This window comes from Leisingera sp. ABD4_442 (assembly GCF_056160905.1).
The window spans coordinates 1-21,819 of sequence record NZ_JBSWYB010000028.1 but is presented as its reverse complement, the minus strand read 5'-3'; the positions used below and the strand labels follow the sequence as shown (position 1 = coordinate 21,819).

At 63.4% G+C, this 21,819-nt stretch carries 27 protein-coding genes; 11 read left to right on the top strand and 16 right to left on the bottom strand.

Going from position 1 to position 21,819, the window contains the following annotated elements; all coding sequences use genetic code 11:
• Positions 1 to 86 precede the first annotated feature (86 nt).
• Genes ACXAHG_RS17440 through ACXAHG_RS17425 form a run of 4 tightly spaced genes read right to left on the bottom strand, consistent with a single transcriptional unit; the run spans position 87 to position 2,399 of the window.
• Positions 87 to 617: a GNAT family N-acetyltransferase gene (locus ACXAHG_RS17440; RefSeq protein WP_475059341.1), complete on the bottom strand. Its 531-nt coding sequence runs from the start codon at positions 615 to 617 to the stop codon at positions 87 to 89.
• Positions 614 to 1,063 carry a YtoQ family protein gene (locus ACXAHG_RS17435; RefSeq protein WP_475059338.1) on the bottom strand — a complete coding sequence of 150 codons (450 nt, stop codon included), beginning with the start codon at positions 1,061 to 1,063 and terminating at the stop codon, positions 614 to 616. The genes ACXAHG_RS17440 and ACXAHG_RS17435 overlap by 4 nt, the downstream gene beginning before the upstream one ends.
• Entirely contained in the window at positions 1,054 to 1,716 is a 663-nt protein-coding gene (locus ACXAHG_RS17430; protein WP_475041289.1) for a phosphoribosyltransferase, read from the bottom strand. Before ACXAHG_RS17430 ends, ACXAHG_RS17435 begins: the two co-directional genes overlap by 10 nt.
• A gap of 47 nt (positions 1,717 to 1,763) precedes the next feature.
• Complete coding sequence (locus tag ACXAHG_RS17425) at positions 1,764 to 2,399, bottom strand: class I SAM-dependent methyltransferase (protein WP_475059336.1); 636 nt, start codon at positions 2,397 to 2,399, stop codon at positions 1,764 to 1,766.
• A gap of 87 nt (positions 2,400 to 2,486) precedes the next feature.
• Between ACXAHG_RS17425 and ACXAHG_RS17420 the strand changes: the two genes are divergently transcribed.
• On the top strand, positions 2,487 to 3,380 hold the full coding sequence (locus ACXAHG_RS17420; RefSeq protein ID WP_475045229.1) for a LysR family transcriptional regulator: 894 nt from the start codon (positions 2,487 to 2,489) through the stop codon (positions 3,378 to 3,380).
• Between the two features lie 104 nt (positions 3,381 to 3,484).
• Here ACXAHG_RS17420 and pheT read toward each other — a convergent pair whose 3' ends face one another.
• The 6 genes from pheT to ACXAHG_RS17390 all read right to left on the bottom strand — a co-directional run bounded on the left by pheT (position 3,485) and on the right by ACXAHG_RS17390 (position 10,898).
• Entirely contained in the window at positions 3,485 to 5,881 is a 2,397-nt protein-coding gene (gene pheT, locus ACXAHG_RS17415; protein ID WP_475059333.1) for a phenylalanine--tRNA ligase subunit beta, read from the bottom strand.
• Positions 5,882 to 5,970: 89 nt separating this feature from the next.
• A complete protein-coding gene (locus ACXAHG_RS17410; protein ID WP_475059330.1) occupies positions 5,971 to 6,786 on the bottom strand; it encodes a CE1 family esterase in 816 nt (271 codons plus the stop codon).
• A gap of 285 nt (positions 6,787 to 7,071) precedes the next feature.
• A complete protein-coding gene (locus tag ACXAHG_RS17405; protein WP_475041284.1) occupies positions 7,072 to 7,992 on the bottom strand; it encodes a hypothetical protein in 921 nt (306 codons plus the stop codon).
• A 7-nt stretch (positions 7,993 to 7,999) separates the two neighbouring features.
• On the bottom strand, positions 8,000 to 9,073 hold the full coding sequence (pheS, locus tag ACXAHG_RS17400; RefSeq protein ID WP_475041282.1) for a phenylalanine--tRNA ligase subunit alpha: 1,074 nt from the start codon (positions 9,071 to 9,073) through the stop codon (positions 8,000 to 8,002).
• A gap of 152 nt (positions 9,074 to 9,225) precedes the next feature.
• Positions 9,226 to 9,867, bottom strand: a complete 642-nt coding sequence (locus ACXAHG_RS17395) for a hypothetical protein (RefSeq protein WP_475059328.1) — start codon at positions 9,865 to 9,867, stop codon at positions 9,226 to 9,228.
• Positions 9,868 to 9,974: 107 nt separating this feature from the next.
• Positions 9,975 to 10,898, bottom strand: coding sequence for a GlxA family transcriptional regulator (locus ACXAHG_RS17390; protein ID WP_475059326.1), 924 nt, complete (start codon positions 10,896 to 10,898; stop codon positions 9,975 to 9,977).
• Between the two features lie 97 nt (positions 10,899 to 10,995).
• Here ACXAHG_RS17390 and ACXAHG_RS17385 point away from each other — a divergent pair, with 97 nt between their 5' ends.
• The 4 genes from ACXAHG_RS17385 to ACXAHG_RS17370 all read left to right on the top strand — a co-directional run bounded on the left by ACXAHG_RS17385 (position 10,996) and on the right by ACXAHG_RS17370 (position 13,400).
• A complete protein-coding gene (locus ACXAHG_RS17385) occupies positions 10,996 to 11,550 on the top strand; it encodes a cysteine hydrolase family protein (RefSeq protein ID WP_475059324.1) in 555 nt (184 codons plus the stop codon).
• Positions 11,551 to 11,564: 14 nt separating this feature from the next.
• The gene (locus tag ACXAHG_RS17380) at positions 11,565 to 12,209 is read left to right on the top strand and encodes a glutathione S-transferase family protein (RefSeq protein WP_475059321.1); all 645 of its coding nucleotides are present in this window, start codon (positions 11,565 to 11,567) and stop codon (positions 12,207 to 12,209) included.
• A gap of 109 nt (positions 12,210 to 12,318) precedes the next feature.
• On the top strand, positions 12,319 to 12,954 hold the full coding sequence (locus ACXAHG_RS17375; protein ID WP_475059319.1) for a DUF1326 domain-containing protein: 636 nt from the start codon (positions 12,319 to 12,321) through the stop codon (positions 12,952 to 12,954).
• Positions 12,955 to 13,046: 92 nt separating this feature from the next.
• A complete protein-coding gene (locus ACXAHG_RS17370) occupies positions 13,047 to 13,400 on the top strand; it encodes a GFA family protein (RefSeq protein WP_475041272.1) in 354 nt (117 codons plus the stop codon).
• Between the two features lie 23 nt (positions 13,401 to 13,423).
• Here the strand turns inward: ACXAHG_RS17370 and ACXAHG_RS17365 are convergent, their stop codons facing one another.
• Positions 13,424 to 14,191 (bottom strand): AraC family transcriptional regulator, encoded by a 768-nt coding sequence (locus ACXAHG_RS17365; protein ID WP_475059317.1) that lies wholly within the window; start codon positions 14,189 to 14,191, stop codon positions 13,424 to 13,426.
• Between the two features lie 67 nt (positions 14,192 to 14,258).
• Here ACXAHG_RS17365 and ACXAHG_RS17360 point away from each other — a divergent pair, with 67 nt between their 5' ends.
• From ACXAHG_RS17360 to ACXAHG_RS17350, 3 genes are all read left to right on the top strand, one after another.
• Complete coding sequence (locus ACXAHG_RS17360) at positions 14,259 to 14,861, top strand: pyridoxamine 5'-phosphate oxidase family protein (protein ID WP_475059315.1); 603 nt, start codon at positions 14,259 to 14,261, stop codon at positions 14,859 to 14,861.
• A gap of 85 nt (positions 14,862 to 14,946) precedes the next feature.
• The gene (locus ACXAHG_RS17355) at positions 14,947 to 16,227 is read left to right on the top strand and encodes an aconitase X (RefSeq protein WP_475059313.1); all 1,281 of its coding nucleotides are present in this window, start codon (positions 14,947 to 14,949) and stop codon (positions 16,225 to 16,227) included.
• Positions 16,224 to 16,652 carry an aconitase X swivel domain-containing protein gene (locus tag ACXAHG_RS17350; protein ID WP_475059310.1) on the top strand — a complete coding sequence of 143 codons (429 nt, stop codon included), beginning with the start codon at positions 16,224 to 16,226 and terminating at the stop codon, positions 16,650 to 16,652. The genes ACXAHG_RS17355 and ACXAHG_RS17350 overlap by 4 nt, the downstream gene beginning before the upstream one ends.
• Positions 16,653 to 16,779: 127 nt before the next feature.
• Here ACXAHG_RS17350 and rplT read toward each other — a convergent pair whose 3' ends face one another.
• The 4 genes from rplT to pyk form a co-directional block, all read right to left on the bottom strand.
• A complete protein-coding gene (gene rplT / locus ACXAHG_RS17345; protein WP_008206278.1) occupies positions 16,780 to 17,145 on the bottom strand; it encodes a 50S ribosomal protein L20 in 366 nt (121 codons plus the stop codon).
• 15 nt (positions 17,146 to 17,160) lie between these two features.
• On the bottom strand, positions 17,161 to 17,361 hold the full coding sequence (rpmI, locus tag ACXAHG_RS17340) for a 50S ribosomal protein L35 (RefSeq protein ID WP_475041266.1): 201 nt from the start codon (positions 17,359 to 17,361) through the stop codon (positions 17,161 to 17,163).
• 116 nt (positions 17,362 to 17,477) lie between these two features.
• The gene (locus ACXAHG_RS17335; RefSeq protein ID WP_475041264.1) at positions 17,478 to 17,699 is read right to left on the bottom strand and encodes a hypothetical protein; all 222 of its coding nucleotides are present in this window, start codon (positions 17,697 to 17,699) and stop codon (positions 17,478 to 17,480) included.
• Positions 17,700 to 17,732: 33 nt separating this feature from the next.
• Positions 17,733 to 19,178 (bottom strand): pyruvate kinase, encoded by a 1,446-nt coding sequence (gene pyk, locus ACXAHG_RS17330; protein WP_475059308.1) that lies wholly within the window; start codon positions 19,176 to 19,178, stop codon positions 17,733 to 17,735.
• 120 nt (positions 19,179 to 19,298) lie between these two features.
• Here pyk and ACXAHG_RS17325 point away from each other — a divergent pair, with 120 nt between their 5' ends.
• The 3 genes from ACXAHG_RS17325 (at position 19,299) to ACXAHG_RS17315 (ending at position 20,784) form a co-directional block, all read left to right on the top strand.
• Complete coding sequence (locus ACXAHG_RS17325) at positions 19,299 to 20,036, top strand: N-formylglutamate amidohydrolase (RefSeq protein WP_475041261.1); 738 nt, start codon at positions 19,299 to 19,301, stop codon at positions 20,034 to 20,036.
• 117 nt (positions 20,037 to 20,153) lie between these two features.
• Positions 20,154 to 20,393, top strand: a complete 240-nt coding sequence (locus ACXAHG_RS17320; RefSeq protein ID WP_475059305.1) for a DUF6868 family protein — start codon at positions 20,154 to 20,156, stop codon at positions 20,391 to 20,393.
• A gap of 76 nt (positions 20,394 to 20,469) precedes the next feature.
• Complete coding sequence (locus ACXAHG_RS17315; protein ID WP_475041258.1) at positions 20,470 to 20,784, top strand: DUF1244 domain-containing protein; 315 nt, start codon at positions 20,470 to 20,472, stop codon at positions 20,782 to 20,784.
• Here the strand turns inward: ACXAHG_RS17315 and ACXAHG_RS17310 are convergent.
• Positions 20,768 to 21,643, bottom strand: coding sequence for a DMT family transporter (locus ACXAHG_RS17310; protein WP_475059302.1), 876 nt, complete (start codon positions 21,641 to 21,643; stop codon positions 20,768 to 20,770). The genes ACXAHG_RS17315 and ACXAHG_RS17310 overlap by 17 nt on opposite strands.
• Between the last annotated feature and the right edge of the window lie 176 nt (positions 21,644 to 21,819).

Below are 21,819 nucleotides of genomic sequence, written 5' to 3'. Positions count from 1 at the left end.
CCTGGCGGGTCCGCCGCGCCCTGCGCGGCGCTACGCCCAACGGGCTAAGGCCTGCCAGGGCCGAAGCCGGGCGGGAGCATCCCGTTTCAGGTCCGCAGGATGCCCCGTTTCATCACCAGCGCCGGGCTGCCCCTGTAGAGCGCCTCCCCCACAGGTGCATAGCCCATCTTGCGCGCCACCCTGTGCGACGCGGTATGGCTGGGATCAAAGATACAAGCGGTTTCCGCCCAGTCCGTCATCTCCGCCGCCCAATCGTGGATACGGCTAACCGCCTCTGTCGCAATCCCCTGCCCGTGCACTTCAGGTGCCAGCACCCAGCCCGCTTCCGGCACACCGGCCAGCGGCGGCTCCATGCTGCGCTGGTAGTCGGCAAAGCCCACCTCGCCGATGAACTGCCCGCTGTCCCGCAGGGTCACGGCCCAATAGCCATAGCCCAGCGCCTGCCAATGGCCGATGTAGCGCAGCAGCCGGGTCCAGCTTTCCTCTGACGTCGACGGCGTGCCGGAGATGAACCGCACCACCTCCGGCTCCGCCCAAAGCGCCGCCACAACCCCGAAATCCTGCACCCGGTGCGGGCGCAGGATCAGCCGTTCTGTCTCCAGCGTGGGAGCGGTCATTCAGGCAGCTTGCCGGTCAGCACATAGGTGAGGATTTCGACCACCTGGCGCGGCTCCTCTGCTACCGCGAGCGCGGCGGCATGCACCTCTTTCAAGGCGTGCTGATGCTCCGGCGGGCTCAGGACAATGATCGACTTGCCCAGCGCCGCGGCATAGCCCGCGTCAAAGGCCGCGTTCCACTGCTTGTACTTGTCGCCAAAGCGCACCACCACAACATCGGCATCCGCAATCCCCTTGCGGGTGCGGATCGCATTGACCATCGCGCCCTTGTGGTCGTGCCAGTACTTGTTCTCCTCAGCGCCCAGCACCGCCACGCCGCAGTCGTCGCTGGCGCCGTGATCCGTCACCGGTGCGCTGAAGCTCACCTCCAGCCCTTTTGCACCCTCAACGATCTGTTCCCGCCAGTCTGTGTGAATCTCGCCCGAGAGATAAACATTCAATGCCACGTCTTGTCCTTTCCTGCGCCAGCTTCCGGGGCCGCGGCCAAGGCGGCCATGACCTCGTCATCGCTGGTTTGCGTAAAATCCCTGTAATGTGCGCCGACCGCCCAGAACTCCCTGGGGCTCAGCAAACAGACCAGAGTATCCACCAAGGGGCGCAGTTCGTCCACCGCTTCTGGCGGTGCAACCGGCACAGCCAGGATCACCCCGGCGGGCTTACGCTCCTGCAGCCAGAAATGCGCTGCCATGAAGGTGGCGCCGGTAGCAATCCCGTCGTCCACCACAATCACCGTGCGCCCTTCCAGCACAATCGGATCGCGCCCTTGCAGATAGCGGGCGCGGCGGGCGGCGTTCTCTTCCCGAGCCTGGGCAACCTGAGGGGCAAAATCTTCTGGCCTCATGCCCGTGGCCTTCAGCAGCGCGCCGTTGAATATGGGATTGCTGCCCTCGGCCAAAGCCCCTGCAGCCAGTTCCGGGTTGGAGGGCATGCCGATCTTGCGGATCAGGATCAGGTCCATGGGCGCGTGCAAGGCTTGCGCAACCGGCAGGGCCACAGGCGCCCCGCCCCGCGGCAGCGCCAGCACCACAGGGTCTGTCATCGGCAGTTCAGCCAGTTCCTTGGCCAGCTGAAGTCCGGCAGACATCCGGTCTTCAAACATCTCAGCCTCCACCCCGTTACCTAGCGCGGAAGCCGCAAAGGCAAAACTCAGCGCCGCCGCGCCACCAGGTAGCGCCCGGGGGTATCGGCCGGGTAGTTGCCGGTCTCGATGATCTCAAACCCGGCCTTCTGCACTGCCGCCTCCAGCCTGCGGATGCCGATGAAGTCCACGTAGCTTGGCGCCTTGCCCGCCAGCCGCATCAGCGGAATGGCCGCCGAAAACAGCCAGTATTTCCAGCTGCCCCGCATCTCGCCCAAACAGGGGGTCTTGGAGATGAAAAGCCCGCCGGGCCGCAGCCGCTCGGCGACGCCGTCCAGAACCTCTGCCAAGTCCGGCAGCAGGTGCAGCAGGTTATGCGCCAGCACCGCGTCAAACGGCCCCTCAGGCGCCTGCCCGGCGCTGCAGCATTGAAACTCGACATTGCCAGCACCTGCATCCCAGGCCCGCTCGCGGCCCACCTCCAGCATCGCCTCAGACAGATCAGTTGCGACGATCTTGGAGACACCGCGCGCCAGCTCAATGGCGGTGGAGCCGGTGCCGCAGCCCAGTTCCAGCACGGTATCATCCGCCTTGAGATAGGACCGCGTCCGTTCCAGCGCATAGCGGTAGGCGTCCATGTCGCGGATCTTGGACTTGGCGTATTTCGGGGCGATCTTGTTCCAAAAGCGGGCGTCGGCGGTCATCGCAGGTCTCCTTGGCTGGCCAAACCTTACCCATGCAAGAACCACAGATAAATTGCCGAAATCCGCAGTGTTGATATACGTATTTGCATGATGAGCCCTGACTGGAACCATATCCGCGCCTTCTTTGCCACCGCTGAAACAGGTTCTCTGTCAGCAGCAGCGCGCAAGCTTGGCCTCACCCAGCCGACATTGTCGCGCCAGGTGGCCGCACTGGAGGAGGAGCTGGGCGTACTGCTGTTTGAACGGCTGGGCCGGTCGCTGGCCCTGACCGAAGCGGGGCGGGAGCTGCTGGCCCACAGCCGCAGGATGGGCGAGGCCGCCGACAGGCTGGCCCTTGCCGCGACCGGCCAGGCTCAGACCATCGAAGGGCTGGTGCGCATCACCGCCAGCGACGGCATCTCGGCCCATATCCTGCCCGGGGTGCTGGAGCGGCTGCGCCAGCAGGCGCCGCGGCTGCGGATTGAGATTGTTGCCGCGGATGATATCCGCGACCTGCAGCGGCGCGAGGCCGATATCGCCGTCCGCCACGTCCGTCCGGAGCAGCCGGACCTGATCGCCCGCAAGATGCAGGACACCACCGCCCGCTTTTATGCCGCCCGCAGCTATCTGGAGCGTCGCGGAACCCCGCGCTGCCGCGCCGACCTCAGCACCCATGACTTCGTGTCCTTCGGCGATATTCCCCAGTTCCTCGGCTACATGGAACCGCTCGGCATCCGGCTGAGCGAAGACAACTTCCCTGTTGGTTCAACCAGCGGCCTGGCGGCTTGGGAACTGGTGCGGCAGGGGTTCGGCATCGTGCCGATGCTGGACGCCATCGCCCGCAAAAGCCCGGATGTTGAGCCGCTGGACCTGGAAGATCTGCCAACGCTGGAGTTCCCGTTGTGGCTGGCCACCCATCGCGAGCTGCATACCAGCCGCCGCATCCGCCTGGTGTTCGACATTCTGGCCGATTACCTGACTGGGCTGAAGATGCGGTTCTGAACCGCCGCCGCAAAGGAAAAGGGCGGCCCCGGAACCGGAAGCCGCCCAAAAGTTTTCCTCAAAACTTTTGCCAAGGCTTTTTCTCAAAAGCCTTGGGCCAGCCGTTACCCGCGCAGAGTGCCGCCGGTTGCCTTGGTCACCTTGGCGATGATCTTGTCGCTCACCGCTTCGATGTCCTTTTCCTTCAGCGTCTTGTCGCTGGGCTGCAGCCGCACGGTGATCGCCAGCGATTTCTTGCCCTCACCCAGGCTGCCGCCGATGAACTCGTCAAAGACTCGCACGTCTTCGATCAGCGCCTTGTCGGCACCCGCAGCAGCATTGACCAGGGTCAGTGCTTCGACGCTGTCGTCGACCACAAAGGCAAAGTCCCGCTCCACCGCCTGCAGATCGCTGATTGCCAGCGCCGGGCGGGTGGCAGAGGATTTGCGCGGCAGCGGAATTTCATCCGGCCAGATGGTGAAGGCGACAGCGGCGCCCTTGATGCCCATCTCTTTCAGAACCTTGGGATGCAGCTCACCAAAGACGCCCAGGGTCTTTTTCGGGCCCAGGCAGATGCGGCCGTGGCGGCCCGGGTGCCACCAGGCAGCGCCGTCGCGCAACACCTGCACCTTGGCCGGGGCGCCAATGGCAGCCAGAACCGCCTCGATGTCGGCCTTGGCATCATAAAGATCCACCGCGCGCGAAGCGCCATGCACGTCCTTCGGCCCGGTGCGGCCCACCAAGAGGCCCGCAATCTGGTTCACCTGCTCGCCCGGCTCGCCGCCGGTGAAGGCAGGGCCTGCCTCAAATAGCGCCAGATCCATGTAGCCGCGCGCCTGGTTGCGGGCTGCGGCCTGCAGCAGGCCCGCCAGCAAGTCAGGGCGCATGTGCGACATTTCGGAAGAGATCGGGTTGGCCAGCATGGTGGCATCATCACCGCCGCCGAACAGCGCGGCGGAGGCCTTGTCGATGAAGCTGTAGCTGACGACCTCGTTATAGCCGAGGCTGGCGCAGGTGCGGCGCGCCATCTGCTGGCGGCGCTGCTGCGGCGTCATCACCGGTTTCGGGATGCCATCGGTCAGGCGCGGCAGCGGCTTGCCCTGCAGCTTGGTCAGCGAGGCAATCCGCGCGACCTCTTCTACCAGATCAGCCTCGCCCTGCACGTCCGGACGCCAGCTCGGCACATGCGCCATGCTGCCCTCCAGGCGGAAGCCGAGGCGGGTCAGGGTCTGGCGCTGATCGCTTTCCGGGATCTCCATCCCCACCAGCGACTGCACCCGGTCGGCATCCAGCTTGTAGGCGCGCGAATGATCCGGCACATCGCCCGCAATCACCACCTCCGACGGCTCGCCGCCGCAAAGGTCCAGGATCATCTGGGTCGCCCGGTGCAGGCCCTCGATGGTGTATTCAGGGTCGACGCCGCGCTCAAAGCGGTAGCGTGCGTCGGAGTTGATTTTCAGCGCCCGGCCCGCCATGGCAATCTGCACGTGATCCCAGAACGCGCTTTCCAGGAACACATCCACGGTTTCCTCGGTGCAGCCGGTCTCCTCGCCGCCCATGATGCCGCCGATGCTTTCGGGGCCGTTGGCGTCGGAAATCACCATCTGGCCGGCGCCGAAGGTGTATTCCTTCTCGTCCAGCGCCTTCAGCGTTTCGCCGCCCTGGGCACGGTGCACCCGCAGGTCGCCTGCGACCTTGGCCGCGTCGAACACATGCAGCGGGCGGTTCTGGTCGAAGGTGAAGAAGTTGGTGATGTCCACCAGCGCCGAAATCGGGCGCAAGCCGATCGCCTTCAGCCGGTCCTGCAGCCACTGCGGGCTAGGGCCGTTCTTCACGCCCTTGATCACCCGGCCCGCAAACAGCGGGCAACCGTCCAGCGTGTCGGCGTCGATGGTGACCTTGACCGGGCTGGCGAAATCGCCCGGGATCGCCTCAAACGCGCGGGTCTTGAGGGTGCCGAGGCCCCGTGCCGCCAGATCGCGGGCGATGCCATAGACGCCCAGCGCATCGGGGCGGTTCGGGGTGATCGCGATCTCGATCACCGGGTCGACCTTGGCCGGATCGTTCTCCGCCAGCCAATCGACAAAACTGTCGCCAACCTCGCCCGAGGGCAGCTCGATGATGCCGTCATGCTCTTCCGACAGCTCCAGCTCGCGCTCGGAGGCCATCATGCCGAAGCTCTCAACGCCACGGATCTTGCCGACGCCAATGGTGATGTCGAGGCCGGGGATATACATGCCCGGCTTGCAGACCACCACGGTGATGCCTTCACGCGCGTTCGGCGCGCCGCAGATGATCTGCAGCTCGCCCTCGTCGGTGTCTACCTTGCAGACCCGCAGCTTGTCGGCGTCCGGGTGCTTCTCGGCGTGCTTCACATAGCCAAGCTTGAAGTCCTTCAGCGCGTCCGCCGGATTGACGACCCCTTCGACCTCAAGGCCCAGATCGGTCAGGGCATCAGTGATCTCTTCCACCGAGGCGTCGGTGTCGAGGTGGTCTTTCAGCCAGGAAAGCGTGAATTTCATCGGTCGGGGACCCCTTGGCAGACATGCGTGTTTGACCTGAGGCAATGGCAAAGAATGCGCCAAGGTTCAAGGGTCCGCTGCCCCCGTGGTCACGGATAGCTGGGAGTGCGCCCCAAAAGCTCATCCAATTGCCGCCCGATCCAGCCATGCGGGATGAAGTGACCGCCGGGATGGATGTCCAGAACCACCTGCCCCGCGCTGCAATCGCGCCACTCCTTGCGCGAGAGCGTTAGGAACTCCACCACTTGCCAGTCGCCGGTCCCGCGGCCCGCGCCGCAATTCAGCCGGGCGCGCCACAGCCCCATCGGCACGGTTTCGGCCCCAAGTCGGTCATTCGGAAAGGGCATAACCGTATCGCTCACCCCATGCACATGGCGCACCTCGCGCGGCGCCTCGGGGCAGGTTTCGCCCGGCGGAAACGCCCCGGCAATCCCCAGCAGCGCCGCCACATGGTTGCCGCTCTGACAGGCATACCGCCAGGCCATGGCCGAGCCATAGGAGTAGCCAGAGACGTAAATCTTATCCATATCAAGCGGGTAGCGCTTGGCCACATCCTCCAGCACCTGGTTGGCAAATTCCACGTCCTCCGTCTGGGCCGTCCAGAAGTCCCAGGTCTTGCGCCGCCCGTTCGGCGTCACCAGCAGCACCCCGCGCCGCTTGGTCGAGGCCCCCACCCGGTCGCTCCGCTGCGCATTGACCCCGGTCCGCGCCCAGCCGTGGAAATGCAAGAGCACCGGCAGGGCTGAGACCCCGTCCCACCCCTCCGGCTCCATCACGTGATAGGAACGGTCTTCCAACTGGCAGGCTGTCTCGCCATGGCAGTCAGAGGCCTGCCACGGCCCCATGGCGGCGGCGGAGGTGGCCCACAGAAGGGCGGCGGAAAGGGAAAGCGCTGCTCGGATCATCTGCCCGAGCCTAGCCAAGGAGCCCCAAGTGTCACGTCACATGTTTGTGGGGCTGTGGGTGGACAAGCCGCGCCATCGCCTGACCGCGGGGAGGCGATCCGACAGGGATGTTTGGCAATTTATGCCGGCCACGTCCGTACGACCTCCAGCTGGTGCGCTTGGCTCCCCCAATCGCCTGCCCGTGCGGGCGGTCAGGCGATGGCGCGGCGGCCTCTCGGCCTTGTTCCGCGCTGTCGATCTAGTTCAACCGCTACTGAAATTCACAAAACATCGCGAAAAGAACCGTCAACTCGCAATTGTAGACGCAAAAATCTTCTCAAAATCACCACGCTCATCTTCGCTACGTTCGTTGCAGCTGCGAACAAATTCGTCTGCCTCCTCGCCCAGAAGCTGAGAAATATGGCGTTCTACAGTCGCCTTGCTTTCACTTGCCATTTGACACCGCGACAAGCAGCCTAACGCTTTCAGTCCGACTTCCTTGCTCAAGTTCCCGTTAAATACTGACAAATAAACAACGTCGGAAAAACCTGCGTAGGTAATATTGCTGGTATCGACACTCTTTAGTTCAGGCGCTTCTCCACACAGGAGCCTAATATACCGAAGCTCAACATCACGGTCCAGATATTGGCCTCCACCACCTCTTCGCCAGCCTTTCAACTTTAGAACAAACATAACTACCGCCGCGTAGCCCATAAGCAGCACAAAGGTATCAAACGGGGAATCTAAAAACCCTAAAAGGCCGTCAGCCTCGTCGGTCCGTTCAACAATTTTGTCCGACGAAAGACCGCGCGCGCGGATAGAAAGTACCCCTTCTTCGCCGCTAAGATCACCCTCAGCAAGAAAGGCAAATCGCACAGACTCGCTGGGGTTAAGCTCTCCTACTTGAACTGTAACTTCACTACCAGAAACAACATGCTCAGTTTTAACTCCAAAGGGAGTATCTAGTGTGAAGTCGGCAATATTATTGCCATCAAGCTTATAGTTTATTTCTACGCTCTCGACCTCGCTCGAACCTTCGTTACTTACGTCGATAAAATAAATTTGTTTGTCGGTATCTGCATTCAATACACCAGAAGACACCGTATCATAGGTTATCAATTGGCGCTTGGTAACCCAGTCGTACGCTATAGGAGCAAGTGTGAACACGCCACCGACGACAGCGGCGACGATGGCGGTAACAAGTGCATTTTGAGCAATACCCTTCAACTTAGGTTTACCTGCTCAAACCGCCATGCAGCGCCGGCATGTCGAGGCTCTGGAAGCCGTAGTGGCGCAGCCAGCGCAGGTCGCTGTCGAAGAAGGCGCGCAGGTCGGGGATGCCGTATTTCAGCATCGCCAGACGGTCGATGCCGATGCCGAAGGCAAAGCCCTGATAAATCTCCGGGTCGATACCGCCGGCCGCGATCACCTTGGGGTGCACCATGCCGGAGCCGAGGATTTCCATCCAGTCGTCGCCTTCGCCGATCTTCAGCGTGCCGTCTTCCCAGGAGCAGCGGATGTCAACTTCGGCGGACGGCTCGGTGAAGGGGAAATGCGAGGCGCGGAAGCGCAGCTCAACGTCGTCCACCTCAAAGAAGGATTTGACGAACTCCTCCAGCACCCACTTGAGGTTCGCCATCGAGATGTCCTTGTCCAGCGCCAGGCCTTCGACCTGGTGGAACATTGGCGTGTGGGTCTGGTCATAGTCGGCACGGTAGACACCGCCCGGGCAGATGATGCGCAGCGGCGCGCCCATCTTCTCCATCGAGCGGATCTGCACCGGCGAAGTATGGGTGCGCAGCACATGCGGCGGCCGGTCGTCGCCTTCGGCACGGTGCATATAGAACGTGTCCATCTCGGCGCGCGCCGGGTGGTGGCCGGGGATATTCAGCGCATCGAAGTTGTACCAGTCTGTATCGATCCGCGGCCCTTCGGCGACGGAGAAACCCAGCTCGGCAAAGATCGCGGTGATCTCTTCCTGCACCTGGCTGATCGGATGCAGCGAACCCTGGCGGGTGGGGCGCGACGGCAGAGTCACGTCCAGCCATTCGGTGCGCAGGCGTTCATCAAGTGCTGCATCTTCCAGGCCGGCCTTCTTGGCGGCCAGGGCCGAGTTGATCTCATCCTTCAGCGCGTTCAGCGCGGGGCCAGCCACCTGGCGCTCTTCCGGGGTCATCTTGCCCAGCTCGCGCATCTTCAGCGCCACTTCGCCCTTTTTGCCCACGGCAGCCACGCGGATCGCCTCCAGCGCGGCTTCATCCGCAGCATCCGCAATCTGACCCAGGTATTTGGCTTTAAGATCGTCCATGACGGCCCCTCGAATTGTGCTTGTGCCCTGCTACCACAAGGGCCGCTGAAAGCAAGAGGGCCAAGGCGGATGCGCTGCTGGGTGTGTTGCAGGCGGCAAAGGAGTTTCGGCAAGCATAGTCTTGGGCAAAGACAGGACTTGGCCATGCTTGCCTAAACCAGCATTGCCTCCCAGTCTGAAGACACGGAACGGCTGAAGAATCCCGGAACGCTAACCCCAGATTCAATGGGTGACATGCAGCGCTCCATAAGCGGTGTCCAGGCCCATTGCCCCTCCGTTTTCCCGATCAACCCTGCGTTCTTGCAAAGCTGCGCAAAGCCAGGGTCCAGCTCAACCACCGAAGACGCCATCGGCCCGTCCGGACCCTCCAAACTGGCTGCGCCCCATTCATCCTGGGTTTCGCACCCAAAGAAGGCGTAGACCATGTATTCGAACTCTTCCGCTCCGAGAGTGCGGCTTTCCAGCAAGTGCTGCCGGATTTTGCCACACGGCACAGCCGCTTTGAAAAAAGCGGTTTCTCTGTGCCTGATGACTATCCCCAACTGCTCCAGCACCCAGGCCGCGCGGCTGTATGCTGCAACATTTGCCCAAATGAGCGCGCCAGCAAGGCCGCTGAACTGCGCGACGCCATCATACGCCCCGCTCTCGTTTTTCGCGCCCTCCTCGCCGGACACAATGTCCTTCCAGTCGTCAAAATCGAGCTGCGAGAAAAACCGCGTGAGCCTGAGCAACACATAACCTGCCATTTCAGCGGCAAGTTCAAACTGCGCTTCAGAAACCTGGTCTTTGTACATTTTCAGAGCCACCCGGAATTGAAATCTTCATCAGCTTGATACGCTGCCTGTCTTCAACTTCCTGATACCTGAGTATTTATCCTCTGCCCACAAAAGGCTCTGCGAATTCACCCCCGTGCCGGCGCAAACCGCTTGCGGTATTCACTCGGCGACAGGCCGACAATCCGCTGGAACAGCTTGCGGAAGGCGGAGACGTCCAGATAGCCCGCTTCCATCGCAATGCTCTCAATGCTGGCAGTTGACAGCTCCAGCCGCTCCCGCGCCTTGGCGACGCGCAGCTGCTGCAGGTATTGCGAGGGCTTCAGCCCGGTGGCGGCCTGAAAGCGGCGCAGGAAGGTGCGCTCCTCCAGCCCGGCCGCCGCCGCCATCTGCGGCACTGTTACCCCCTCAGCGTAGTGCGCCTGCAGCCAGTGCTGCGCCTTCAGCACCGGGGCGTCGCCATGGCTGAGGTCCGGGGCGAACAGGTTGTAGTAGCTCTGCTCGCGCCCGCCCGGGTCGATCAGAAAGAACCGCGCGGTTTCCAGCATCACCGCCAGCCCTAGGAACCGCGCCACCAGCCGCAAGCCAAGGTCGGTCCAGGCCATCAGCCCGCCTGCGGTGATCACGTCGCCATCGTCGATCAGCAGCCGCTCGGCCTGCAGCTGCACTTGCGGATAAGCCTGGGCAAAGGCCGGCGCCAAGGCCCAATGGGTGGTCGCCTGGCGCCCGTCCAGCAATCCCGTCTCCGCCAGCGGAAAGGCCCCGGCGCAGATCGAACAGACCAGCGCCCCGCCCCCGTGCTGCCGCGCCACCCAGGCTGAGACCGCGGCCAGTGCCGCCCCTTCCGGCCGCGGCCCCAGGCAGGGCGGCAGGATCACCGCGTCAAACCGGTCATCACCTTCAAACGCCTCGACAATCTCAACCCTCAGCCCCCGCGCTGCCTGCTGCATCCCGCTGGAGGCCTGCAGCAAGTCCTGCAAGCCCAGCACCGCCGCCCGCTGCGCGCAAGGATAGGCCGCCAGCCCGATCCGTATCTCTGTATCCGATGCCATTTGTCTGATTGAACCCGCTTTATGTCATTTCCGCCAATCACATCTGGGCACGCCGAGGGCCTATACCAACCCAGCATCCAAGGAAACAGAGATCCAAATGACCAAATCCGCATTGATCCTGATCGACATCCAGAACGACTATTTCCCCGGCGGCAAATGGGAGCTGCACGGGATCGAGGCCTCTGCCGCCAATGCCCGGCGCCTGCTGGACCAGGCCCGCGCCATGGGCCAATTGATCGTCCATGTGCATCACGAATTCACCTCTGACGACGCCCCCTTCTTTGCTCCCGGCAGCGAGGGCGCGCAGATCCATGCCTCGATGCAGCCCGCAGACGGCGAGCCCACCGTGCTCAAGCACCATGTGAATGCATTCCGCGAAACCAATCTGAAACAGCTGCTGGACGAGAACGGCATCACCGATGTCACCATTGCCGGCGACATGAGCCACATGTGCATCGACGCCGCCGCCCGCGCCGCCGCTGACTATGGTTATGCGGTCACCGTGGTCGAGGACGCCTGCTCCTCCCGCGATCTGGAGTTCAACGGCGCAACCATCGCCGCCGCAGACGTGCACAAAGCCTATATGTCGGCGCTTGGCTTTGCCTATGCCGCTATTGTGACCACCGATTCCCTTGTTTCCGCCTACCCCTGAGTGAGACTGCCTGAATGACCACGCTTTACCACGCCCCACTCACCTGCTCCCTCGCTGCCCGCTTTGCTGCCGCCGAGGGCGGGGTGCCGCTGGACATCGCCTATCTGAACCTGCGCACCAAGGAACTGGAGGCCGGCGGCTCGCTCTATGACGTGAACCCGCTGGGCCAGGTCTCGGTGCTGGAGCTGGAGGACGGCACCCGCATCACCGAAACCGCCACCGTGCTGATGTGGATCCAGTCGCAATCGCAGAACCCGGAGTTCCGGGTGGGTCCGCAAGACCCAGACTATTTCCAGCTGCTGCGCTGGACCAATTTCTGCGCCACGGAACTGCACAAGGGGTTGTTCCGGGTGGTGTTCTACCAGGAGGCCACTGACGCGGTGAAGGACCGCGTGCGCGAGCTGGCACCACTGCGGTTCCAACTGCTGGAGGACCATCTGGCGGACCGCCCCTTCCTGCTGGGAGAGCGTTTTTGCGCCGCGGATGCCTATCTGGCCTGGTTCTTTGTACTGTCCGGCAACGCCCGCCTGGATCACAGCACCTATCCGAATTTGGAGGCCTACCGGCAGCGGGTTCTGTCCCGCCCGGCCCTGCAGAAGCTGGTCGAAAGCGACCGTGTCAAAGACAAGCAGATGGATCAGCAGATCATCCCGGCCTAATGCCGCAGCGCCCGGGGCCCAGCCGGCTCCGGGCCCGCCCGCTGAATTTGCGGTTGTTTTGTGGTACACTTCCGGAATTCCTTTCAGCAGATAACCGGAGGTGACAGCCATGGCACATGTGGATTGGTATATCGAAGGCCGCAGCTTCGGGAACTGCAACTGCAATTACGGCTGCCCCTGCCAGTTCGAGGATCTGCCCACCCACGGAGACTGCACCGGGTTCGAGGTGATCCATATCGACAAGGGCCATTTCGGCGCGACCGATCTGGCAGGCACCCGCGCCGCCCTGTTCTATGCCTGGCCCGGCCCGGTTTTCGAAGGCAAGGGCGCACTGCAGGCAATCATCGACGACCGGACCACCGACGCCCAGCGCGCGGCGATTGAAACCGTGTTCATGGGCGGCGAAACTGATGAGGAAGCCACCCACTGGTGGGTGTTCCGCGCCATGTGCGACACCGTCCACGAGACACTGGTCAAGCGGATTGACTACGAAGTTGACATAGAAAACCGCACCGCCAGGCTGGATATCGAAGGGCTGGTCACCTCAACCGGCCGCCCGATCCAGGCCCCGCACGGCGGCGGCGAGCACCGGGTGCGCATCGACATCCCCGGCGGGATCGAGTTCACTCTGGCAGAAATCGGCAGCGCCTCCACCAAGTCCAATGCTGCGATCAAGCTGGACCTGGACGACAGCTATGGCCAATGGGCCATCATCCGCCACGGCCCGCACGGGATCGCCGCCTGAGGCCGGCCAGCATCAAAACCTCGTAAAACGCTTGCCGGCGCCTTGGCTGCCAGTCAAACTTGCCGCATTCCCCAAACCCAAAGAGGCAAGCCATGAAAGCCTATTCAGGCAGCTGCCATTGCGGCGCTGTCCGCTTCTCCTTCCGTGCGCCGGAGATCACCAGCGCAATGCAATGCGACTGTTCGATCTGCATCCGCAAAACCGCCTATCTGACCCCGTTCAAAGTGCCTCATGAATATATGGAAGTCACCGCAGGCTGTGAGGCATTGAAGACCTACCGGTTCGGCACGATGGCGGCGCGGCACCATTTCTGCGGCACCTGCGGCATCCATACATTCGTGGAACCGCGCCTTTCGCCCGGCACCTTCCGCGTCAATCTGGGATGTATCGGCGAGGTCAACGCCCTGCATCTGCCATCGGAGATCTTCGACGGCAAAAGCCTGTAACACCCCGGTTGGCCTTCAGCCCGTCAAACCAGCCGCCGCATCATCCCCTGCAGTGATTGCCGGCTGGCATAGCCGAGTCTTTGCGCCACCCGGTCCAGAGCCTCTCCCCGGGCACCGGCCCGCAGCGCGATCTGACAGCGCAGCCGGTCCCGCCAGCCGCCGAAGCTGAGACCGGTTTGCTGCTGAAATCTGCGGGTGAAGCTGCGGCGGCTCATCCCGGCCAGCGCCGCCCAGTGGTCCAGCGTCTGGCCGCTGCCGGGTTCCGCCATCAGCGCATCGCAGACCCGCCGCAGCCGGGCATCCGCCGGATAAGGAAGTGCCAGCGGCGTCTTTCGCGCCGCGCCCAGCTCAATCAGGATCAGCTGGCTCAGGTGATGCGCCCGCGGCGGCAGCGGCCAGGGGTTGTTCATGCCGCAGAGCGCCGCGATCAGCCCCGCCAGCAGCGGCTCCACGGTGACCGCCCGGCACTGTGCCATTGCTGCGGCCCCAGCCTCGCGCGGGTGAACATACAGCGATTGAAGCTGCACCTCTCCGGCCATCCGGATCTCATGCGCCATCCCCGCCGGAACGATCAGCCCCGATCCTGCAGGCACCGCCCAGCTGGTGCCGTCCGCCTCCGCCATCATCAATCCCGCCACCGCATAGACCAGCTGATGGCGCGGATGATCGTGCCAGGCAGAGACATAACCATCCTGATAGGTCCGCGCATAGGACACGACCCCATGCGGCAGCTTTTGCACCGCATCAGACGAGGTTTCCCTGCACCGGCGGATATCTGCAGTTTGGCCCATTTGCCTGAAAACTGGCCCCATTGCCACGAAAGGGCAAGCTAAAACGCAACCCACAGGAGGGACACCCATGCAGACAATCACCAGCACCGGCGCGCTTGAACAAATCTACGGCCCCCCGGTGCCGCAGTCGCTGACCAAGGTTTCGGCCCATCTGACGCCGCTTTACCGCAGCTGGATCAGCGCGGCGCGGTTTCTGGTTCTCTCCACCATCGGCCCCGAGGGCACCGACGCCAGCCCGCGCGGCGATGACGGCCCGGTGGTGCATATCGCCGACGACCGGACGCTCTGGCTGCCCGACTGGCGCGGCAACAACCGCATCGACAGCCTGCGCAATATCGTCCGCGACAGCCGCGTCAGCCTGATGTTCATGGTGCCCGGCTGCAACAACGTAGTGCGGGTGAACGGCACCGCCGTCCTGACGGCAGACGAGAGCCTGCGCGCCCAGTTCGCCCGCAAGTCGCTGCTGCCCGCCACCGTCGCGGTGATCACGGTGGAGGAACTTTACTTCCAATGCGCCAAGGCGCTGATGCGCTCCCGCCTGTGGGACCCGGAAGCCGAACGCCCCGCCGTCCCCACTGCGGGCCAGTTCCTGAAGGAGCAAGAAGAGAGTTTCGAGGCAGAAGCCTATGACGCAGGCTACGCGGAATACGCAAAAAGCCGGATGTGGTGAGGGGAGCGCCTTCAACCCGGCCATTCGAAGGCCTCATGGCCCCATGACTTAGTTTCAATTGGCAACGCGCTCAGCAGCCTATTGAATGAAGCCAGCCAAGTCAGCGGGGGACGTGATGCATCTGACCAGCGAAGAAACATACATGGCCTCTGACGCTGCACCGCCTGCGGTCTCGATGGCGATGCGCGTCGTGATGGAAACCGGGCGCCTGATGGGGGCTTCCTCGCTGATCCCCATTTCACACGCCCATATTGACGGTTGCGTGTATTTTTCTGACGCGGGCGTGCATTTCGCCGAGAAACTGCGCGATCTCGGCGGCAAGACCGCAGTCCCGTCCTCCCTGAACGTCGGCGCGCTGGATCTGGTCAATCCGGGTCTGATCCGGCATTCCGCCCGCGGCAAGGATATGGCCGGGCGGCTGATGAAAGCCTATACGGACATGGGCTGCAAACCGAGCTGGACCTGTGCGCCCTATCAGGCCGGTTTCCGTCCCGCAAAAGGCGAGCAGGTCGCTTGGGCGGAAAGCAATGCCATTGTCTTTGCGAACTCCATCCTCGGCGCCCGCACCAACCGCTATGGCGATTTCTTCGACATCTGCGCCGCAATCACCGGGCGGGCGCCGTACGTGGGGCTGCACCTTGCTGAAAACCGGCTGGCAACGGTGCTTGTGGATCTGTCGCATGTGCCGGATGCCCTCTTCGCAGAGGAGACCTTCTATCCGGTGCTTGGTACCTGGCTGGGGCAGACCGCAGGCAACAGCATTGCGGCGTTTCAAGGCATTCCGCCTGGCCTTCCCGAGGACTGGCTCAAGGCAATGGCCGCCGCCACTGCTGCCGCCGGATCCGTTGCCCTGTTCCACATCATCGGCACCACCCCCGAAGCCGCAACCGAGGATGACGCCTTTGGCGGCCGCCAGCCGCAACAGATCCTGCGCCCCACACTGCAGGAACTGCAGCAGGTGCGCATGTCCCTGACCTCGGCCGCCGGCAGCAAAATCGATTGTGTCGCCCTCGGCAGCCCTCATTTCTCGCTGGAGGAATGCCAGGCGCTGGCCAAGCTTTGCGCGGGCAAGAGCTTTTCGAAACCCGTCTACGTCTGCACCCGGCACGACGTTTATGCGGCTCTGACACAGACCGGAGAGCGGCAGCTGATCGAAGCGGCCGGCGGTACATTTGTCATCGGCACCTGCGTGGTGGTGACACCGATTTTGCGGCAGACGTCAGGCGTGCTGATGACGAACTCGGGGAAATTCGCGCACTACAGCAAATCCACCGTCAATCACGACGTCATCTATGGCTCCTTGCGGGAATGCGTGGCCGCCGCAGTTACTGGCGTTGCAGAACAGGACAGCACGCTATGGGGATGATCATCACGGATACCAAGGTGCTGGTTCCTGGAACCGCCAAAGGCGAAGTGCTCAAGCTGGACGCCCCGATCTGCTTCTGGGGCGGGCTGGATGCCAGAACCTCGCAAATCGCCGACCCGGACCACCCGCAATTCGGCGAGTGCATCGAAGGCAAGGTTGTAGCGATCCCCAGCATCACCGGTTCATCTTCCTCCAGCCAGTACCTGATGGACCTGATGATGCACGGCAAACCGCCGCGGGCGATCCTGCTGGGCAGCGAAGACATCATCATTGCGATGGCCGTCATCGTCGGCCGGGAACTGGGTTATCCGGAGTTTCCCATTTTGACCTGCAGCGTGGAAGAGCTGGAAACCGGAATGTTTGCCGTTCTGGACGAGGCCGGGGCAATCCGCGTGGGCGCGGTGCAGGCTGCGCCCAGCACTTAGCCTCTTCGCAATGCAGGCAAAAGCAGCGCTGCAAATCCGGTCCTTCAGCCAAAGCCCCATAGCTCCAACAGAAAAAGGCCGCCCCAACCGGGACGGCCTTCTCTGAATTCGGACTTCTCCGGAAGCCTTAGGCTGCCAGCGCGTCCTGTGCCTGGCGGACGATTGCACCGAAGGCTTCGGGCTCGTGCACGGCCAGGTCGGCCAGAACTTTGCGGTCCACTTCGATGCCGGCCAGGTTCAGGCCGTTGATGAAGCGGGAGTAGGTCAGCGCTTCGTCGTGCGAACGCACAGCAGCGTTGATACGCTGGATCCACAGCGCGCGGAAGTTGCGCTTGCGGTTCTTACGGTCGCGGGTTGCGTACTGGTTCGCCTTGTCGACGGCCTGACGGGCAACCTTGAAGGTGTTCTTGCGGCGGCCGTAGTAACCTTTGGCTGCCTTGATGACCTTCTTGTGACGGGCGTGAGTTGTGGTACCACCTTTAACGCGGGACATATCTCAGATCTCCTCTTAGCGGTCGTAGGGCATGAAGCCCTTGACGATCTTTGCGTCCGGTGCGGACAGGGTGGTGGTGCCGCGGGCGTCGCGGATGAATTTCTTGTGGCGTTTGATCATGCCGTGGCGCTTGCCGGCCTGACCTGCAACGACCTTGCCAGTTGCTGTCACCTTGAAGCGCTTTTTGGCGCTCGACTTTGTCTTCATCTTGGGCATTTCCGTCTCCTTCAATGCGGGTTCGCTAGACGCGCGACTCGGCATGCCTCGACGGCCGGCCGCGCGGAACAGAGCTGCCCTTTAAGCAATGCTGGCAGGATGGGCAAGCAGATTCTCTACAGAAGCTGCCCAAGAACCCGGAAAAACGCATCCGGGATTTCGCTCACCGCATAGCCGCCGGGCTTCATCACCACCGCATAGGTGATCAGCCCGATGGCGATCAGGATAGTCAGCACCGATGCCCGCGGCGGGCGCCGTTCGCTGAAGGCCGACAGGATCGACGGCACCGAAAACCCGGCAATCACCAGCCCCGCAATCAGCGGAAGATCGGTATTCATGCTGCTCTTACCTCACATATCCGTGAGGTCAGGTTATTCCGGGTCGGTGCTGTAGATCAACCGCTCGTCGCAAGGGGCGATGCGCAGGATATTGGTGGTGCCGGGCACGTTGAACGGCACGCCGGCAGTCACCACGATCTGATCGCTTTCCCCGGCATAGCCGCCCGCTCGCGCGGCGCGGGCCGCACTGACCACCGCGCCCTTGAAGCGGTCCAGCTCCGGGGTCATCACACATTTGCAGCCCCAGCTCAGACAGAGCCGCCGCGCCGTCGCGCTGACCGGGGTCATGGCGATGATCGGCACGCCGGGGCGTTCCCGTGCCGTCAGCAGCGCAGTCGTGCCGGACTGGGTGAAGCAGCAGATCGCCTTGATTTCCGTCTTCTCGGCAATCTCCCGCGCCGCCGCCACGATGCCGTCGGCCACGGTGGTGCCCTTGGCCGAGCGCGAGGCGGTGATGATCTGGGTATAGGTCGGGTCGGCCTCCACTTCGGTGGCGACCTTGTCCATGGTCTGCACCGCCTCGATGGGATACTGGCCGGCCGCGCTTTCGGCGCTCAGCATGATGGCGTCGGTGCCCTCGTAGATGGCGGTGGCCACATCCGAGACCTCGGCCCGGGTCGGCATCGGGCTTTCGATCATGCTTTCCAGCATCTGGGTCGCCACGATCACCGGCTTGGCGGCTGCCCGGCACTTGCGCACCAGCCGTTTCTGGATCGGCGGCACCGCTGCCACCGGCAGCTCGACGCCAAGGTCGCCGCGCGCCACCATGATGCCGTCAGAGGCATCCAGGATGGCCTCGAAATCCTCCACCGCCTGCGGCTTCTCGATCTTCGACAGCACCGCAGCGCGGCCATCCGCCAGCGCCCGCGCCTCGAACACGTCCTTGGCCCGCTGCACGAAAGACAGCGCCAGCCAGTCGACCCCCAGGGAGCAGACAAACTCCAGGTCCGCCCGGTCCTTCTCTGACAGCGCCGCCAGCGGCAGCACCACGTCGGGCACATTCACCCCCTTGCGGTTCGAGATGGTGCCGCCGGTCTCCACCGTGCAATCGGCAAAATCCTCGCCGCAATCATCCACCACCAGCCGGATCTTGCCGTCGTTCACCAGCAGATGCGCACCCGGCTCCAGCGCCTGGAAGATCTCGGGATGCGGCAGGCACACGCGGCTGGCATCGCCCTCCCCCTCATCCAGATCGAGGCGGAACCTGGCGCCCTCCGCCAGTTCTTCCTCGCCGTTGGCAAAGACGCCCACCCGCAGTTTCGGTCCTTGCAGGTCGGCCAGAATGGCAATCGGGCTGTCCAGATCCTGCTCCACCTGGCGGATGATCCGGTGCTTCTCGGCGATCTCCGGATGGCTGCCGTGCGACATGTTCAGCCGGAACACATCGGCGCCGGCCTCATGCAGGGCGCGGATGGTGTCATAGGTCTCGGACGCCGGCCCCAAAGTGGCGACAATCTTCACATTGCGCGAACGTTTCATTGGGGGTCTCTCCTCCGGCCCGAATTTCTGTTACCGCAAACAGCGTTTGAGGTGCTTATCCCCCAATTCCCATTCTGCCGCAACTCCCGTAAACAGCTTGCGGCAAAACATATCAGGCTCATGACATACACACCCTTTTTTGTTCACGGCGAAGACCGTCCCGCCCGCTGGCTGATTACCTGCGACCACGCAACCAACCACGTGCCGGAATTTGCCGGCGGCGGCGACCTTGGGCTGCCCCGCGAGGACATGGAACGCCACATCGCCTATGACGTCGGCGCCTATGAGGTGTCGAAACTCTTGGGCGAGATGCTGGACGCGCCGGTGGTGGCCTCCAATTTCTCCCGCCTGGTGATCGACCCGAACCGCGGCGAGGACGACCCGACGCTTTTGATGAAGCTTTATGACGGCACCATCATCCCCGCCAACCGCCACGCGGGCGAGGCAGAGCTGAAGGAGCGGCTGGAGGCCTGCTACCGCCCCTACCACCGGGCGCTGGCAAGGCTGGCCGAACGCCCCCGCACCGTGATCATCTCGGTGCACAGCTTCACCCGCCAGCTGCGCGGCCGGCCGCCACGGCCTTGGGAGATCGGCATCCTGTTCCCCGAGGGCGAGCGGTTCTCGCCTTTTGTGGTGGACGAACTGAACCGCCGCGGCGATCTGTGTGTCGGCGTCAATGAACCCTACACCGGCTACCTGCCCGGCGATGCGATTGAGACCCACGCCACCAAACCGGGCCGCCCCAACACGCTGATCGAGCTGCGCAATGACCTGATTGCCGAGCACAAGGGCCAGCATGAGTGGGCCGAACGGCTGGCCCTCGTTTTGCCCAAGGCGCTGGACGCCTCCGGTCTCTAACCCTGCCTCCTCCTGCCGTTTCCCGCATCGGGAAACGGCGGCCAGAAGTTGCAGAACCGGTACGGCATCCCCATATCTGTAACGGAAACGCGGGGCAGATACGGGAAAGGAGCCGCCATGGCCCAAGACACTCTCTCCGCCTTTTTCGGCTGGCTGACCATCCTGCACCTTGGCCTGTTCACCCTCTCCGCCATCCTGCTGATGCTGTTACAGGATTGGGTGGCCCGGCTGCATGGCCGGATGTTCGGACTGGCGCCGACAGATGTCAGCCTGACGGTTTACCGCTGGCTTGGCACCTACAAGATCGTGATCTTCGCCACCGCGCTGGGGCCGTGGATCGCGCTGCAGCTGGTCTGACGCCGCCTTGCCATTGCCCGCCTCCGCCGCGGCTGCTAGGCCTGCGGGAACGCAAGACAACTCCGGAGCCACCGCCATGGACAAGCAAACCGAGATCGAGATCCAGGCCGCCGCCTTCCGCCGCCTGCAGAAGCACCTGATGGAAGACCGCACCGACGTGCAGAACATCGACCTGATGAACATGGCCGGCTTCTGCCGCAACTGCCTGGCCCGCTGGTATCAGGAGGCCGCAAATGAGCGCGGCATCGAAATGGACAAGACCGAGGCCCGCGAAGCCTACTACGGCATGACCATGGCCGAGTGGAAAGCCAACTACCAGACCGAGGCCAGCGCCGAAAAACAAGCCGCCTTTGAGGTCGCCTTCAAGGAGAACGTTACGGACAAGCAGTAGGCTCAGCCGCCTTCCGCGCAGGCCTCTGCGACCACAGCACGGCCACAAAAATAACCGCCCCGCCTGCCATGGCCTGCAGGCTGGGCCGTTCGGCCAGGATCAGAAAGGCCAGCAGCGGCGCCAGCGGCGTCTCCAATGCTGACAAGAGCGCAGTTTCCGGCGCAGGCAGCCGCCGCGCGCCCTCGCACAGGGTCACAGAGGCGACGGCGAATACCAGCCCGAACAGCACCAGCACCGGCAATTCTCCCGCTGGCACCTCTGCCACAGGCGCGCAGAGTGCAGCCACCGGCAGCAGCAAGAGCGAGGAGACCGCATTGGGCAGCGCGGCCGTCACATCCGGCCACCTGCGGTAGGCGGTCATGATCGCCGCCATCATCAGCGTCATGAACAGCGCCAGACCGTCGCCCGCCAGGCTGCCCTGCCCGGCTGAGCCGGAAACGATGATAGCCACCCCGCCCAGTGCTGCGGCACTGGCCAGCATAACCCGGGCGGCGGGCCGCTCACGCAGCACCAGCCAGGCCAGAGCAGCGGCGGCAAAAGGCGCCGCGGCATAGATCAGAGCCACATTGGCGACGCTGCTCAGCTTGAAGGCCGGGATGAAGGCGGCACTGCCTGCAGCCCCCATCACAGCAATCAGCCAGGCCCGGCTGTCAAAGGCACGGACCTCAACGGCAAGCTCCCGCCGGGCGGCTAGCCAGGCCAAGGTAAACCCGGCCGCTGCCAGCCCGCGCCAGAAAAGTATCACCCAGGTGGCGGCAGCGACGGAACGGGTGAAGATACCCGCGGTGCTGAATACCGCCGCCGAGAGAACAACCAGGCAAATGCCTGCCGCGCGCGGTGGAAAATTGAACGGTGCCACGGCCAGGCCCTCCTCTTGCAGAAGGCCTGTCTATCCTCCCGCTGCTGACAACACCGCGTCAGCAGCAGGCTGGTTTTTGACAGCACCCGGCCCTCGCGAAGCTCTTCCGAGGCTCTCCCGCGCCCGCACAGTCCCCTGGCCCACGGCCGGACGTCCGGCGGGCGTGGGCCCGGCAC

Excerpts from the sequence above, each read along its gene's own strand:
- ACXAHG_RS17440 (WP_475059341.1), bottom strand. The coding sequence starts at position 617 with ATGACCGCTCCCACGCTGGAGACAGAACGGCTGATCCTGCGCCCGCAC.
- ACXAHG_RS17430 (WP_475041289.1), bottom strand. The coding sequence starts at position 1,716 with ATGTTTGAAGACCGGATGTCTGCCGGACTTCAGCTGGCCAAGGAACTG.
- ACXAHG_RS17425 (WP_475059336.1), bottom strand. The coding sequence starts at position 2,399 with ATGACCGCCGACGCCCGCTTTTGGAACAAGATCGCCCCGAAATACGCC.
- ACXAHG_RS17420 (WP_475045229.1), top strand. The coding sequence starts at position 2,487 with ATGATGAGCCCTGACTGGAACCATATCCGCGCCTTCTTTGCCACCGCT.
- pheT (WP_475059333.1), bottom strand. The coding sequence starts at position 5,881 with ATGAAATTCACGCTTTCCTGGCTGAAAGACCACCTCGACACCGACGCC.
- ACXAHG_RS17410 (WP_475059330.1), bottom strand. The coding sequence starts at position 6,786 with ATGATCCGAGCAGCGCTTTCCCTTTCCGCCGCCCTTCTGTGGGCCACC.
- pheS (WP_475041282.1), bottom strand. The coding sequence starts at position 9,073 with ATGGACGATCTTAAAGCCAAATACCTGGGTCAGATTGCGGATGCTGCG.
- ACXAHG_RS17395 (WP_475059328.1), bottom strand. The coding sequence starts at position 9,867 with ATGTACAAAGACCAGGTTTCTGAAGCGCAGTTTGAACTTGCCGCTGAA.
- ACXAHG_RS17390 (WP_475059326.1), bottom strand. The coding sequence starts at position 10,898 with ATGGCATCGGATACAGAGATACGGATCGGGCTGGCGGCCTATCCTTGC.
- ACXAHG_RS17385 (WP_475059324.1), top strand. The coding sequence starts at position 10,996 with ATGACCAAATCCGCATTGATCCTGATCGACATCCAGAACGACTATTTC.
- ACXAHG_RS17380 (WP_475059321.1), top strand. The coding sequence starts at position 11,565 with ATGACCACGCTTTACCACGCCCCACTCACCTGCTCCCTCGCTGCCCGC.
- ACXAHG_RS17375 (WP_475059319.1), top strand. The coding sequence starts at position 12,319 with ATGGCACATGTGGATTGGTATATCGAAGGCCGCAGCTTCGGGAACTGC.
- ACXAHG_RS17370 (WP_475041272.1), top strand. The coding sequence starts at position 13,047 with ATGAAAGCCTATTCAGGCAGCTGCCATTGCGGCGCTGTCCGCTTCTCC.
- ACXAHG_RS17365 (WP_475059317.1), bottom strand. The coding sequence starts at position 14,191 with ATGGGCCAAACTGCAGATATCCGCCGGTGCAGGGAAACCTCGTCTGAT.
- ACXAHG_RS17360 (WP_475059315.1), top strand. The coding sequence starts at position 14,259 with ATGCAGACAATCACCAGCACCGGCGCGCTTGAACAAATCTACGGCCCC.
- ACXAHG_RS17355 (WP_475059313.1), top strand. The coding sequence starts at position 14,947 with ATGAAGCCAGCCAAGTCAGCGGGGGACGTGATGCATCTGACCAGCGAA.
- ACXAHG_RS17350 (WP_475059310.1), top strand. The coding sequence starts at position 16,224 with ATGATCATCACGGATACCAAGGTGCTGGTTCCTGGAACCGCCAAAGGC.
- rplT (WP_008206278.1), bottom strand. The coding sequence starts at position 17,145 with ATGTCCCGCGTTAAAGGTGGTACCACAACTCACGCCCGTCACAAGAAG.
- rpmI (WP_475041266.1), bottom strand. The coding sequence starts at position 17,361 with ATGCCCAAGATGAAGACAAAGTCGAGCGCCAAAAAGCGCTTCAAGGTG.
- ACXAHG_RS17335 (WP_475041264.1), bottom strand. The coding sequence starts at position 17,699 with ATGAATACCGATCTTCCGCTGATTGCGGGGCTGGTGATTGCCGGGTTT.
- pyk (WP_475059308.1), bottom strand. The coding sequence starts at position 19,178 with ATGAAACGTTCGCGCAATGTGAAGATTGTCGCCACTTTGGGGCCGGCG.
- ACXAHG_RS17325 (WP_475041261.1), top strand. The coding sequence starts at position 19,299 with ATGACATACACACCCTTTTTTGTTCACGGCGAAGACCGTCCCGCCCGC.
- ACXAHG_RS17320 (WP_475059305.1), top strand. The coding sequence starts at position 20,154 with ATGGCCCAAGACACTCTCTCCGCCTTTTTCGGCTGGCTGACCATCCTG.
- ACXAHG_RS17315 (WP_475041258.1), top strand. The coding sequence starts at position 20,470 with ATGGACAAGCAAACCGAGATCGAGATCCAGGCCGCCGCCTTCCGCCGC.